11 protein-coding genes are annotated in these 14,407 nt (G+C 52.2%); 3 read left to right on the top strand and 8 right to left on the bottom strand.

Annotated features, from left to right (window positions below; genetic code table 11):
- Positions 1-192 precede the first annotated feature (192 nt).
- Positions 193-1,368: a glycosyltransferase family 4 protein gene (locus N9C89_RS08040; RefSeq protein ID WP_263953369.1), complete on the top strand. Its 1,176-nt coding sequence runs from the start codon at positions 193-195 to the stop codon at positions 1,366-1,368.
- 101 nt (positions 1,369-1,469) lie between these two features.
- Here N9C89_RS08040 and N9C89_RS08035 read toward each other — a convergent pair whose 3' ends face one another.
- The gene (locus N9C89_RS08035; protein ID WP_263953368.1) at positions 1,470-2,804 is read right to left on the bottom strand and encodes a lipopolysaccharide biosynthesis protein; all 1,335 of its coding nucleotides are present in this window, start codon (positions 2,802-2,804) and stop codon (positions 1,470-1,472) included.
- Positions 2,805-2,840: 36 nt separating this feature from the next.
- Positions 2,841-4,922 carry a polysaccharide biosynthesis tyrosine autokinase gene (locus tag N9C89_RS08030; RefSeq protein ID WP_263953367.1) on the bottom strand — a complete coding sequence of 694 codons (2,082 nt, stop codon included), beginning with the start codon at positions 4,920-4,922 and terminating at the stop codon, positions 2,841-2,843.
- Positions 4,923-5,333: 411 nt separating this feature from the next.
- Between N9C89_RS08030 and N9C89_RS08025 the strand changes: the two genes are divergently transcribed.
- The gene (locus N9C89_RS08025; protein WP_263953366.1) at positions 5,334-6,398 is read left to right on the top strand and encodes an O-antigen ligase family protein; all 1,065 of its coding nucleotides are present in this window, start codon (positions 5,334-5,336) and stop codon (positions 6,396-6,398) included.
- A gap of 58 nt (positions 6,399-6,456) precedes the next feature.
- On the opposite strand, the gene N9C89_RS08020 is transcribed toward N9C89_RS08025, so the two are convergent.
- From N9C89_RS08020 to N9C89_RS07995, 6 genes are all read right to left on the bottom strand, one after another.
- Positions 6,457-7,365, bottom strand: a complete 909-nt coding sequence (locus N9C89_RS08020; RefSeq protein ID WP_263953365.1) for a methionyl-tRNA formyltransferase — start codon at positions 7,363-7,365, stop codon at positions 6,457-6,459.
- Between the two features lie 297 nt (positions 7,366-7,662).
- Positions 7,663-8,742 (bottom strand): glycosyltransferase family 4 protein, encoded by a 1,080-nt coding sequence (locus tag N9C89_RS08015; RefSeq protein ID WP_263953364.1) that lies wholly within the window; start codon positions 8,740-8,742, stop codon positions 7,663-7,665.
- Entirely contained in the window at positions 8,739-9,899 is a 1,161-nt protein-coding gene (locus tag N9C89_RS08010) for a DegT/DnrJ/EryC1/StrS family aminotransferase (protein ID WP_263953363.1), read from the bottom strand. Before N9C89_RS08010 ends, N9C89_RS08015 begins: the two co-directional genes overlap by 4 nt.
- A gap of 1 nt (position 9,900) precedes the next feature.
- A complete protein-coding gene (locus N9C89_RS08005) occupies positions 9,901-10,596 on the bottom strand; it encodes a PIG-L deacetylase family protein (protein ID WP_263953362.1) in 696 nt (231 codons plus the stop codon).
- Between the two features lie 3 nt (positions 10,597-10,599).
- Positions 10,600-11,226 (bottom strand): sugar transferase, encoded by a 627-nt coding sequence (locus N9C89_RS08000; protein WP_263953361.1) that lies wholly within the window; start codon positions 11,224-11,226, stop codon positions 10,600-10,602.
- Between the two features lie 135 nt (positions 11,227-11,361).
- Positions 11,362-12,786, bottom strand: coding sequence for a polysaccharide lyase family 1 protein (locus N9C89_RS07995; RefSeq protein ID WP_263953360.1), 1,425 nt, complete (start codon positions 12,784-12,786; stop codon positions 11,362-11,364).
- An 89-nt stretch (positions 12,787-12,875) separates the two neighbouring features.
- Between N9C89_RS07995 and N9C89_RS07990 the strand changes: the two genes are divergently transcribed.
- Positions 12,876-14,141: a polysaccharide biosynthesis/export family protein gene (locus N9C89_RS07990; RefSeq protein WP_263953359.1), complete on the top strand. Its 1,266-nt coding sequence runs from the start codon at positions 12,876-12,878 to the stop codon at positions 14,139-14,141.
- Positions 14,142-14,407: the final 266 nt, after the last annotated feature.

Genomic DNA, 14,407 nt, shown 5'->3' with positions numbered 1-14,407 from the left:
GCCGCCGATTGCTTGGGCAGATTGTGCGAACTCGGGCGACAAATCAAGCTAAGGCTTTGTCATAAAAATCTTTTGCGTGCATCGTGGTTTTGCTAATACAGATCAAGTTGGTCGGGCCGTATTGGGGGCTGGTCATAGTTTTGATGTATTCGCGCAGTAACCAGTTGGCAGAGATGCCAGACGAAAGAATTTATGAAACAAGATTATTCAGGTCGGAAAATCGCAGTAATTGCGAGTTTGGGGACATCGCTGGTTAATTTCCGGCTTGAGCTTTTGAAGCGCATGGTGGCCAACGGCCACGAAGTGCTCGCTCTCGCGCCGGAATTTGAGCCCGAGACAATAGAGACACTCGCGGCATATGGAATTCAGACGAAGCGTTTTGCGATGGATCGCGCAGGGCTGAACCCTGTGAGGGACTTGCAGACGATTCACGAATTGCGGAGTATTTTCAAAGCGTTCAAGCCAGATGTTATTGTTCCATATACCGCGAAGCCCATCGTGTACGCGAACCTGGCGGCACGCATGGCGGGTGTTCCACGCCGGTTCGGGCTGTTTACCGGGTTGGGCTATGCGTTCTTGAACGAACAGCCGCGCGGCAAGCAATGGCTGGTGCGCCAGATCGCGATTTACCTCTATCGTTTGTCATCCAAGGGAATGATACGCGCCTTCACCTACAATCCAAAAGAAACCGAGGATTTGCGAGATTTCCGATTGGTTCCGCCCTCTACGCCAGTGCAGGAGGTGCCCGGATCGGGCGTTGATGTGGCGCTCTACAAGGATACGGTGCCATCTGTCGCGCCGATCAAGTTTTTGATGATTGCGCGTTTGCTTAAGAGTAAAGGCGTGCGTGTATTCGTTGCTGCTGCGGCGCGGCTCAAGGCGAAGGGGCTGGAATTTGAAGCGAACCTGCTTGGCCCGATGGACCCCAACCCTGACGGGATCACTCAAGAACAGCTAGACGGTTGGATCAGGGAAGGGACGATCAACTACCTTGGTGCAACGAAGGATGTGAAGCCATATCTTGCGGATTGTTCCGTGATGGTGCTGCCTTCGATGTATCGCGAGGGAATTCCGCGGTCGATATTGGAGGCAATGTCCTCTGGGCGGGCTGTGATTACGTCGGATATGCCTGGGTGTGCGCATAGCATCACCGATCAAGAAGACGGTTTTATCGTTCCGACGGGAGATGATGCAGCTTTAGCAGATGCAATGGAGAAATTTATCAGCGCTCCGGATCTAGCAATTCAAATGGGTGCTTCGGGACGTGCGCATGCAGAGAGAACCTTTGACGTTCACAAGGTGAACCGAATTTTGCTGACAGAGATGGGCCTTGAGGATCCGGACAATCCTCCAACGTTGTTGGGGTAGAACCGAGGAAAACGCTTTCAGGTCGAAATTCTTTTACCGACGCATGATAACGCGACAAAGGCAATGCAGGGCGCTTTACCTACAACAACAACACTTCAGAGCTATGAGGCGCGTGTGCTATCTCGCATTCTTTTTATGAAGAAGAAGTAGCACCCCGCGGACCAGATCACGTTCATGACCAAGGTAAGCCAGCTTGCAGCAATTATTCCGAAGGTCGGAACAAAGAGAAACAGCCCACCGAGGAACACCAGTGAGGATGTAAGTGTGACCATGAGTAGCTGCCTGTCTTGATCGATGCCCAGGAGGGCTGAGTTAAAGACGGACGATGCCATGAATACGGTTGATGCGGCGAGTTGGATTGTCAGGAGCGGTGTTGCGTCGGAGAATTCTGCACCAAATATCGTTGGAATGATTTTCTCGCCCCAGAAAAAGAATACAAGAACGACGGGTGCACCAAGACACAAGAGCAGCGTGTGAAAGCGGAACACAAGCCGCTGAAGGCGGGTGCGTTCGCCTTGCTCCCATAACTGTGCCAATTTAGGGAAAATCACAGTTTGTATTGGCTTTGAGACCCGCAGCGCCGACAGCGCAACGCGTTTTGCTATCTGGTAAAGGCCGATATCTCGCGGGCTAACCAGACCACCCAATATGATGATATCTAGCTGCTTCGTCGAATTTCGGGACAGCACATTGGCATTTGCGTTGAAGATATATCGCAGAATACCGGGGTTTTCAGCTAGAACTCCGCTCATGCTCACGCTGTGTACGGGAATATTGATCCGTTTTTTGATGAGAGACCATCCGATGATCAAGGGCAAGATGTGCTGCAAAAGTGCATCGACGACGACCAGCCAGAAAAACGCAATAAACGGGGCGTCAAGGAGCCAAAGCACGACAGCCAAGAGAAAGCGGGCGAAGGCGGTTATTACGAGAACCTTGGCATAGAGATCAAAGCGCGAGAATAGCCGTAGCACCGCAACACTTGTTGTCGAAGCATAACCAAAAAGCGTTGCAGCGAAGATATAGGCCAACACAAGTTGATCTTGCGGGAGGTCGATCCAGTGATTTGCGATTGAGAGGGTCGAAAGGGCGATAACAGCTGCAAACGCTGCGCCACAAAAATCAAGCAGGGTTCCCCATTTGATTAGCCTGAGAAGGGCTGTTTCGTCGTTCCTCTCTAAAGCCTTGGTGCCATAGCGGATCACTGCTTGCAGCGGCTCAAAACGGAAGATCAGGTCAACGGCACGGGGATAGGCTTCGATCAAGGCGAGAAGGCCAAGGCCAACAACTCCGAGCGAGCGTGTCATAACCACAAGCGTACAAAGCCCGAGCAGTGCAACAATCGCGTTGGCCGAAATCAGGATTCCAATGTGCTTTAGAACCCCCTCAAAGCTGCCCGAGCGGGAATGGATAAATTTACGGATCGAAAATTCCAAAGGGATCAGCCTTGTCTGAAGAGGGGGGCAATGGGATCAGGTATAGCCGTCCGGCCCTTTGTAATACTGCATATATTCACCCAAGCCATAGAGCTTTTGCTTGGTTGGGTCGATACCATTAAGGATCGAGCCAATGACTTTGACCTTGGCCAAATCCATCGCCCGCTTAAGGTCGAGCAGAACGCGGTCTGTGACCTTTTCCCACGCCACAATAACGATAAACCCGTCGAGCTCACTCGTGATTACAGTGGTCTCGCTGACCAGAAGGAAAGGCGCAGTATCAACAAGGATCAAGTCATATTCCGCGCGCAGGCGGCGGAACAGGTTCTTCACCTTGGCCTCGTCAATATCAACAAACCCTTCGTCATGACGCACCACCCATGGGTAGATATCCACGTTCTCGAATTGAGAGGCGCTAATGCGGATTTCATCAAGCGTCGCGCCCTTTGTGAACCAATCTTCAAGCGAGGCGGGTTCAATCGCCGACGCGTCTTCGATTGGGCCCCGAATATCAAAGCTCTCGCGTGGTTTGCTTGGTTGTTTGTCAGTTCCGGTGAGGGATTCCACACCGTGGTGCCACATATCGAAATCGACAATCGCAATGCGCTGTTTTTTCACCGTAGCGGCGAAGGCCAAGCATGTTGAGACAGTTGATTTACCTTCGTTTGGCAAACACGAGGTTATGCCAAGCGTAGAGGTCTTGTTCCGCGGAAGCTGCGTGTGGAGGTTGAAATAGATTTTGCGGATTGCCGTTGCAAATATTGAACGGTGACCGTGTTGCATTTGGCTTAGGAGGAAGTGCTTGTCCATCGCCTTGTCGACTTCGGATTTCTCACCACGACGCAGAGCGCGGGCCTTGGCTTTTATGTCTTTGACCTTCTGCTTCCCTTTTTCCTTGGCCGATTTCAGCGATTGGTAAAGCGTGATTGCATCACCTTCTTTCTGAAGGGGGACAGTTCCGAAACAAGGGGCCTGAAGAATGGACTCGACCTGTTCGGTGGTACGGATGCGGCGGTCAAAGGCCGCGAGGAAGACGGTTATCAAAATCGAGAAAAAACTGGTGGATACAAAGCCAAGAGCCGCAGCAGTTTTGGGGCTAAGGCCCGTCGGCGACGTTGGCGGATGGGCGGCGGATACCATAATGGCACCGGGGCTCATGATGATGTTTTCCGCTTCTACACGAAGCAACTGCTCGAACAACTGGTCGTGATGCTGGCGATTGCTGTCGATTTCCCGTGTCAGTTCTTCTTGCTGGATCGTTGCAATGGTGCGCTCGATCAACTGATTTTCGAGGGTATCGATTTCGGTGTTTATCTGGTCGAGACGGGTCTGGTCTGCGTCGGTGCGGACATTGAAATTATCACGCTGCGCCGTTAGCTGGGCTACGCGCGCGCGCAATTTGCGCTCAAGCTCCGTATCATTCAGCCGCTTGCTATGAACAAGTTCAGCAAGCTCTTTCTCGTTTTCGGCCAGTTGCTGACCTGTCTCTGTCGTCCGTTTCCGCAGAATATCGGTAGCCATCGAGATTTCGCTGGTTTTCTGGTCAATGCGGCGGTCGATATATGTCTGGCCAATTTCATTTGCCAAATCCGCGGCAAGTACGGGATCGGGCGCGCGAACTTCAATGCGCAACGCGAGGCTCTCGCCTTTGCGGCCAACGCTCATGGCATTGGCCAACCACTTAACCTGCTCACCGCGCGGTACGTCGGGAATAGGCGGTACTCCGGCGCTCCCATCGGCAAGGGCGGCGGAATATTTCGTAAGCGTCCGATCCACAACCTCGCCAAGCAATTCGGTGGAGCGAAACACATCAAGTTGGGTCTCGACGGTGGAGCGGTTGGTGCTTAGCCCATCGGAGATGTCTAGAATATCCAGTGCGGAGTTGTCGGGCTGCAAAACAACAACAGCATCGGCCACATAGGACGGCCCACGCTCTTCGACGAAAACATAGCCGAGAACAGCGCCTACAAAGCTCAGAAATAGAATGTATTTCAGGTTTCGGTAGAGCGCCGCGACAATATTCGAAAGGCCAATCCCGGAACTCTGGTCATCGTTCTGTAGAAAGTACGGCGAAGAAAATGAGTCATCACCGTTAGCGTCCGACCTTTTGTTGGGCACTTTCTTTCCGAATGAATGTTTCAAGGTACGTCCAGTCAATAATTACGAGTACAAGCTTTTGGATCAATTCACTTAACAAACTGGTTTTATTATTTAGAAGCCTATTGAATCCATGTTTAATTTGAAACAAACATTAAAATATTGTTCAAAAGTTGGCCAAAAGTTAAGTTTTTAATCTAAATTCGCGTTTTGGTATCACAGTTCTCAGAGGAAAGGCAATTTGTGCAGCAGAACCGATCTTCGAGACTAGACAAGATCGAGCTGTTTCTGGCGGCTTGTGCAGCTTTTTTCGCGCCTATAAACGCGGCGCGCGTTCCGGGAATTTATTTTACGCTCGCTGATTTTTGCGCTCTTCTTTGCTTGGTTGTGATGCTCGCAAACCACGGCATCCCGCGGAGACTGTTCGGATCATTGTCCGAGTTATATTACATTGCACTTGCGATGTTTTGCGGTGCGCTGCTGTTCAGCTCGGTCATCAATGGTGACAGTACAAGCGGGCTGATCGGCGTGGGGCAGTATGTCTTTTCTTTTGTGATTTTCCCTATCGTTTTGTTGCGAAGGAACCACCGCGAGGCCTGGATTGTCGGGCTGTCATTTCTTGCGGCGATCGTCGTTATTTGCCTTCACGGTATATCTCTCATCGTTTTCGAAATCGAAGTGAGCGAACGCTTTGTTGCCGTGAATGGGCGGCTTCGCGGGCTTGTTGAACGGACCAATGAACTTGGGGCCTTGCTTGCAATGACGGTGCCGCTTGTGGTCGTTTTGACGCGTGTCGGATGGTTTCCGAAATGGTTGGCTTGGAGCATCCTTGCGATCATCTTTTACACCGTGATGTTAACGGGCTCCAACACGGGTATGGGGAGCTACATGTTTGCTTTTCTGGGCATGATGGTTCTCGGCAAGGACGCCCCGCGCAACTTCCTCGTTCTAGCTGTGTTGGTCGCTATTATGGTCGGGGTTGTTATGGTGTTTGGCACTGAAATATTGCCTGAAATCTTCCAAAAACGTGTGGTTGCTGGCTTTACTGCCGGCGATATTCGAGAATTTGGGACGCTGGATGGGCGTTTGGTGCTGACGTACGAGGCCTTTGATTTGGCGGAAGAGTACCTCTTTATCGGAATGGGATTTGATCAGTTCCGCGAGTTGAGCTCTCACAATGCGCCGGTTCACAACGCCTATCTTTTGTTCTTAACCGAAGGTGGAGTTGTTGCTCTATTCGGGTTCTTGCTATTGCTTGTTGTGATCTTTGCGCGCTCTAGCTCGGTAATCCTCAACACGGGCAGCCTGAACGGCGGTCTGTATCTGATGGTAACGATTTTGACCTATTGCATCGTTCTCACGGCACTGCCGCATGTTTATGGACGTTTCCTGATAATGCCTTGGGTCGTTGCGATGGGAATCACAACGACAATCCCTACAGACCCAAATCGCCAAGCTTCGAAATATGGAAAACTTCGCTTTGCGAAAGCCAACTGAAGCGGCTATCGGGTAACTTCGATGCGCGCCATGTAAGCGTGGCTAGTCGTAGCGAACTCTAACGCCCCAAGACTTCATGCTGGCGAGGTGGTTTTCCGCTTTTGCTGCGCCACTCCAGAACCTCAATACATTTCCGGTCTCCGCAGAGGATTAGAAACCCTCCGTCGGTTTTGGCCTGAATTTGTCCCGTGATCCCAATGTACTCAGGTGTCGGTGCTGCAAGGCGCGCGCTGTCGATCCAAAGTCGGTCGTCTTCTCCAAAATCGCAAAACGCGCCGGGGTAGGGTGCGCCAACTGCGCGAATAAAGCGCTCGATGTTCGCGGCGGTATCGGTCCAGTCAATGCGCCCGTCTTCCGGCGTACGCTTTGCGCAGTAGCTTGCTTGGCTGTGATCCTGTGGTTGGGGCTTAAGCGTGCCGTCCAAGGCGGATTTTACTACTTCGGGAAGCATTTCCGCGAGCGCGCTTGTCTGTTTGTCATAAAGGCTTCGGGCCGTTTCATCTGGTGACAAGCGCACAATTCTTTGCCCGATTATGTCGCCTGAATCCATCCCTGCGTCGATCCAGAACAGCGTTGCGGCGGTTTCCCTCACATCCTCAAGAATGGTCCAAGGTATGACTGCTCGTCCGCGCATTTTCGGTAGCGGGGCAGGGTGAAAACCGATGGAGCCGAGGCGGGGAATGCTGCGGAACTCTTCGCGACAGATCTGTGACCAGCCCAGAACGAGGCAGAGATCAGGCTCGATCGCCTTTAGGTCCGCAAGGGTTTCAGCATCGTTGATATTGTTGCAATGGATCACCTCTGTGCCCGCAGATGCCGCAAGCGCATTTAGATCGACAAAGTCAGAATGCCGCGCAGCCAACCTTGGATGAAGCGTCACGAGATGTGACGGTGTGAGGCCGGCGTCAACCAGTGCTTCAAGGGACAACTTGGTTGATTCAACTGCTCCGATCAGAATGATTTTCATGTGAACGTGTATACCCTGCTACTTAAACAAATCGTTTTTGGAATGTTGCCAATTTCCAGTTGGTTATAGGCTTTCATAGCCGCAATTTCAAAGCAAGCGCTACAGGAAATGCGTTCGGCAAGCCAATGGTCCTTCCGACGTCATATTAACCAACGAGTTTCTTTTCGATGGCCCTGAAATTCAGCATTTTGGCTTCAATATTCGTAATTTCTTTCGATTAAGGGGCGGCTTCATACCGCGACCGGCATGGATTTTGCAGGTTCGAAAATGACGGCTCTTTTAAAGACAGTTTCATGTTCAGGGGCGGTCTAAAACTTGATCCCATTGATTTAAAATCGTCTCAAGCTCGAATTTAGACGCGGTTTTCGCGGCTTCTCTGCCGAAACTGGTTTGCAATTCGGGTTTATCCAATAGGCGCGTAATTGCACGGCTCAGGGCGGCGCTATCTCCGACGGGAACGAGCAGGCCATTTACGCTGTCAGATACCAGATCAGATGGCCCCCATGGACAGTCAGTGGCAATGACTGCCATTCCCGCGCTCATCGCCTCGGCCAGTACATTCGGAAAACCCTCGTAGTGCGAGGACAGCACCAAAGTCGGCGCGGTTTTCACCCATTCCATTGGAGCTTCTGTGTTTCCCGGAAGCGAAACAACCTCCGAAAGGCCGAGTTCTTCAATTTGTTTCGTAAGGTTCTCGCGCTCTTCGCCTTCGCCCCAGATTGTGAGTTTGGCATCAGGATGCTGGGCGTTAACTTTGGCGAAAGCCTTTATCAGAACTTCAAACCCTTTTTGCGCGGTGAGTCTGCCAACGGCGACAATATGCTTTTTGTCGCGCTTCTTCGAGGTCCGGTGGCCCGCAATGAAACACGGGTTTGGGATAACTGTCGCTTTTGCGTATTGGTCCTGCTCGAGGAGTTCGAACGATCCTTTTGTTTGTAAGACGATGTGGTCGGCACGGGCGAACATACGTTTGATCAGGGTGCGCCAAACTCTTCCATTGCGTTGTTTGTTGGGGTTGTTCCGCTCTGAAACCGTGAGCGGAATCGACATACCCTGCATTGCGAGTGATGAAATAACATTAACGCGCGTCAGGAACGATAGAACGGCATCGGGTGCAATTGATTTGATTTGTTTCCGCACCCAGAGCGCCTGCATGAGCGCGCCGCGAATGCCTGGCTTTGCGCGTTGTCCATCGCCTTCCATCGTCTTGAGCGTAATTCCGGGCGGGTAGGGGAAATAGCTTTCCTCCGGTGAGCCATAGAGCGCCAGAACAGTGACCTCGTCGCCGCGCTCATGTCGGTGCCGGGCGATGAGGTTGATGATTTTTTCGGCTCCGCCTGCGCCAAACCCCGCTTGAACAAAAACCAGTTTCTTCATGCGGTTGCCTTGGTGCACACGGCGGTCAGGCATTCAGCGAGGGCGTTGGCGGCGTCTTCGGTAACAGTCGGATCGACGAGGAACGCAAGGCTCGTTTCGCCAAGTTCGCGCGCCACAGGGAGCGGCTCTTTTGGTGCGAAACCTCGGTCGCGGAACATTTTTTCGCGATAGATTTCAGAGCAGCTGCCGGAAAATATCGGGAAGCCTTTGTCAGATACTTCTTTGATGATCCTGTCACGCGACCAACCTGTTGCCAGCGCTTCAGGGCGCACGAATGCATAGAAGCGGTAGAACGCGTGCGTCATGGTTTCGGTCGGCAGAGGTGTTCGAAGGACGTCGAGGTTTTGTGTGGCATCGGCAAGGATCATGGAAATTTTGGTCCGATGCGCGACCCAATCATCGAGCTTCTTCAATTGTGCGGAACCAATGGCCGCCGCAATGCCGGGCATCCGGTAGTTGGTGCCGAGGTTTTCGTGTAGCCAGCGGAATCCCGGCGGATGGTTGGTATTGAATACGGTATCGTAATTCTTGCCGTGATCTTTGTAGCTCCACGCCGATTTCCAGAGTTCTTCATCCTGACAGACAAGCATCCCGCCTTCGCCGCCCGTTGTCATGATCTTGTCCTGACAGAAGGAAAACGAGCCGAAATCGCCAAAGCTGCCCACATGAGAATCACCGATCCGAGCGCCGTGCGCTTGCGCGCAGTCCTCGATCACCCAAAGGTTGTGCTCATTGGCCAGCTCCATGAAGCTAGCCATATCGCAAGGCCAGCCCGCGAGGTGAACAGGGATGATGCCCTTGGTTTTGTCGGTTATAAGCGGCGCGACGGTTTCGGGGGTGATGTTTTGACTGTCGGGATCCACGTCGGCAAATACAGGTATAGCACCAAAAAGCAGGAGGCAGGAGGCCGAAGCCACGAAACTGCGCGGTGTCACGATCACTTCGTCACCGGGCTGGATGCCGAGTGTACGCAACGCGAGGTTGAGCGTCACCGATCCGTTCATCGCGGCTATCGCGTGATTCACGCCGAAATGTGCGGCAAAGGCGTTTTCGAAATCCTTCACATAAGGACCGGTCCAAGCGTTAACCTTGCCGGAGGCCAGCACCTCGGTCACTGCGTCGATTTCGTCTTGGGAAAAATGAGGCCATTTCTGCATGTTAGCCTCCAACGTGACGGATCAGGATGAAAGCTTCTGCGGCGTGGCGATGCACCGTTGCGCCGCGCAGCGTCGCGAGCGCGCGAAGACTTGGCACAGACCGTTCATGCGGCGCGCCTCGGTCTTGGCTTCCGAACATGGCGAAAGCGGTCAGTTTGTCTTCTAGCGTGTCGGTAATATCGACAAAGACATTCGGAATGAATGGTGCCGTTGCCCCTGGCGTGTTCCAGTTGGTTTCAGACAGCGTTTCATACGCGAGTATCATAGGAGGAAAGGCTTCTTGATGCGGGCGGGCAGAGACCATCGCAGCCAGATGAACAAGCTGGTGGTCGATATGGATGTCTCCCACATGTGGGATAAGAAGCGCAGAGGGGGCGAGTTCCGCAACGAGTTTACCGAGCGTGCCATTCAACTCCCGCGTCGGAACTTCTGTCAACTCCGCTGCAGGTAGGCCAAGCCAGTGCGTTTGCTTTACGCCGAGGCCTTTATGCGCCGCGGTCGTCTCCTCGCGCACGCGCTGTGTTTGCTCGGGCGAAAAAAGTGGCGGACGACCGGAAGTTACCACACAAACATGAACCTCGCGCCCTTCTTTGCAAAGCTTCGCAATTGTGCCGCCAGCTCCGAGAATTTCATCGTCAGGATGTGGCGCAATGACCAAAACAGGGCCGGTGGAAGACGCAAAAATATCTAAACTCATATCTTAAACAAACTCTTTATTTTCAAATTGTTCGGCAAGGCCAACTTCGCGAAGCCAGCTCTCCGCAGTGTTGATCCTGTCGTCGTTTACATTTTCTCCGAAGATTACCACGCCAATTGTTGCGACGATAATCTTAAAATCCAGCAGAAGTGACCTGTGATAAACATACCAGAGGTCAAGCTTGAGCTTCTGCGCGTTGGTTAGATTGACGTTGCCATTGACTTGTGACCAGCCCGTCAGGCCGGGGCGCACCTTGCAGCGCTCTTTGCCCAGCTCGCCGAAGGACTCGATCGTTTGCGGCAAAAGAGGGCGTGGGCCGACGAGTGCCATGTCTCCTTTAGCGATCGCAAGAATTTGGGGGAGTTCGTCAAGCCGCACGCGGCGAATGAATTTGCTAAACCGTGTTTGGCGCATCTCGTCCGGCAGCAGGTTGCCGTTTTCGTCAACGTCATTGGTCATTGTGCGGTATTTCAGAATATCAAATACACGGAGGTCTTTGCCCACGCGCGTTTGTCTGAAAAAAACCGGAGAGCCGAGCGCCAAATAAAGCGCAGCGCCGGTTACGGCAATAGGGATGATCAGAAACAGCAGCGCTGTGAAAACAATCAGAAGTTCGACAATACGGGGCATCAATTGGCGCTTTCGCAGGTTATGACTTGGGTTAAAGCGAGGATGAACCAGCTTCGTCAAGAAATTCGTGTTGCATGGGTGTGATAGGTTGGAAATAGGGCGCTTAAATGGTGAAAATGCGAGAAATTCGCGCAGCTAGATGCGGTCTTCGGCAAGAAACGACAGGTACTCCTCAATGTTTGACCACCCGTCGCCGTCGCGGTCCTCCCACGTTTGGTTCGGGGTCTTCGGGTCGAGGCCATCTTTCTCTGCTTCCCAATCATCGGGCAAACCGTCCTCGTCTGTATCGACGAGCGCAGTTTTTTCCTCTGGTAGGTCTGGCCAGCCGTCAACGTCTTCCGGCGCATCGATAATCTTTCCTTTGCAGGCGATGAAGTCATCAATGGCGCGCTGATCAAGGCTATCTGGTCCGCCCCAAGCTGCCCGCGCGGCGCCGACATTGGCAAGTACGGCTTCTTCAACTTCGGCCGCGGGGAGAGGGGGGAAGGTGAGCGGTGAACTTGGCGTGTCTATTCGGTGTTTTTCGGCTTCCTCGTCCAAAATGGCGCGACCTGCCTTGTTGCCACACCCTTTCCGCTCATAATTTATGTTATCGGTCTCATAGATTTTCATGCCGCGCTGCTCATCCCAATCAAACGCCTCTACAGCGGGGAGCGGCTGGCGTCGATTTGAGCTTGGACCGGTTTTTACGATATTTCCCACATAGTTGATCGTAACGTCGCCCATTAGGTCATAAAACTCGCCGAACTGGCTGATCGCGTTGTAGAAAATGTTATTCACAATCTCGATGGGGCCGATCTCTGTACCTTTGACATCGGGGTTTCGGTCGCGATTATGGGCAAAAAGATTGCCAGCCAAAGTTATCGCGCCACAGGGCGTTGGCTGCTCCAGTGATCCTTCATTTGAGCAAATCAGCGCGCCCTTAGAATGCCGCCCCTTTGGGTGCACTGAGCGGTCCAGCGAATGAGAGAGGATCGAACGCGCAAGGGTGATCTTATGTGTCGGATTATCATTCGTATGAATGTTGAACGTTTCGTCCGAGGCAAATTGCATCGACAAAGCATCGAGATAGACGTTGCTGCTGCTCTCGACCGTAACCGCGTCAATATTCGCGCTCTCACGCGTTCCTGCGCCGGGGCGAATTTTGAGATATCGCACCAGAACATGACCTGAGTTCTTGATTATGATTGGCGTGTGGTCTCCGCCGCGGAGCTTTATCTGGATGCCCTGACCAGGAGCCGTTTGACCAGCGACATAGAGGTTCGAACGCAAACGAATAGGTGTATCCAGCGAAATTGTGCCACTAACTTGAAACACACAGATGCGCGGCATGCGCAGATCTTCTGCACATTCACGTAGTGAGCCTTTGCCCCGATCCTGAAGGTTGGTAACGGCAATAATTTGTCCGCCGCGCCAGCCGGTTGTATCCTTGCCGTAACCTATCGCGCCGGGAAAGGCGGATTGTTCTGCGTGCAGTGAAACAGCGGACGTAGAAGCGACAATAAACGTCAAGAAAACCCGCCAAAGGTTTCGAAAACGTTTCTTTTCAAGGCGTTTCATGTGTATACCTTAATGGCGTTTTGACTTATTTTTATTAAACAAACAGCAATATGCTCCCAGAGTAACGCCATTAGAAAGAGTTGCAAGTGATGTCCTTAGTCCGCATTGGCCGAACCGCCCTTCGAAGTCTCGCCGTTGTTCTGGCGCTCGCAACTTCGGGCGCGCCGCTTTTGGCGCAAAACAACGGGGCCTATCCAATCAACGTACAGGATGTTTTGCGCATTCGGGTTGGGAACTGGGATTTTACCAATAACAATTACGAAGAATGGCAAGGGCTGAGCGGGGAATACACGGTTGGTCCTGATGGGCGGATATCCTATCCCTACGTTGGTTCTGTTGAGGTTGGTGGTTTGCCTTTGGATGTGATTTCCGAGACCATTGCCCGCGAATTGGAAGTGGCGATCGGCTTGCCGAACCGCCCTGCGGTTGCGATTGAAATTGCCTCCTACAACCCGATTTTCGTAACCGGCGATGTCTATCGCCCGGGCCAATATGAATTTCGCCCCGGCATGTCTGTTCGGCAGGCGATGGCTATGGCCGGTGGCGTTGGACGTTCCGGGTCTTCGGGGCGCGAGTTGGAGCGTGACATCCTTAGAGCCTATGGGCAGCGGCGCTTGCTGGTGCAAAACCAACAGCAACTCCTTTTAAAAATAGCGCGCATCGAAGCAGAGATTAACAATGCCGAGAAATTTGAAACGCCTGATGAAATCCGCCGTCAGTTGCTCGATAGCGGGATAATCAACATCGAAGAAAGCATCTTTGAAAACAACATGGAGGCGCTCTCCGAAAGGATCGAGTCCGTTGATGAGTTGGTTGGGTTGCTCACGAATGTGATTGAGAAACTCGAAACACAGCTTGCGTTGAACAGTGCCGAAATCGAACGCACCGAAGAAGATTTGGCCAATAAGCAAGAGTTGCTCGCTAAGGGTAATATTCGCGCCAATGATGTTACGACGCTCACGCGCACATTGACCAATTTGCAAATTCGGGACGTGGAATTGACCGTCGAAAAGCTGCGTGCGGAGCAATCTCTGAATGAAGCGCAGCGAGATATCATCGATATCAAAAAGCAAAACCGCGCGTCATTGCTCGAACAACTTGACGAGGCTCGCAGACGCCTGACATCCATGACGCTTGGGATCGACCTTCAAACGGATCTTTATACAAGTGCTTTGATAACAGATGCAGAAAGCTCAAAGATCGACCCGAACGAGCCGCTTGTTATATCGGTGGTGTCTCACGGCAGAGGGGGCGATGCACCTGAAATTGCCAGCGAAACGACATTGCTTCGGCCTGGCGATACGGTGATTATCCGTGTGCCGCAGTCGCCAGAAGAGAGCAATCCGACTCAATAAATCCATCTTTAGGCCATTACGTCCTTAATGCTCTGCGCGAGAAAATGTCGTGCAGGCGTCGGTGCTGCTGAGAGAAAATTGTGGTTTCATAACCGTTTTCTCGATTTTGCCCTATTTGCGCCCAGATTTCTGTTCAGAGTGATTTAGAACAGCAGAAAAAGGACTTTATTTTCTGCTTTTGGGTAAACTATGGTGGAGTGAATACTACTTTGAGTTGAGCGTGGTCTTGGTTTGATAAGCGAAAATCTCTTTTGCTAATCAATTAT

The sequence above is a fragment of the Halocynthiibacter sp. SDUM655004 genome (genome assembly GCF_026015885.1).
GTDB classification, from domain to species: domain Bacteria; phylum Pseudomonadota; class Alphaproteobacteria; order Rhodobacterales; family Rhodobacteraceae; genus Falsihalocynthiibacter; species Falsihalocynthiibacter halioticoli.
This window is presented reverse-complemented; position numbering and strand designations above follow the sequence as displayed.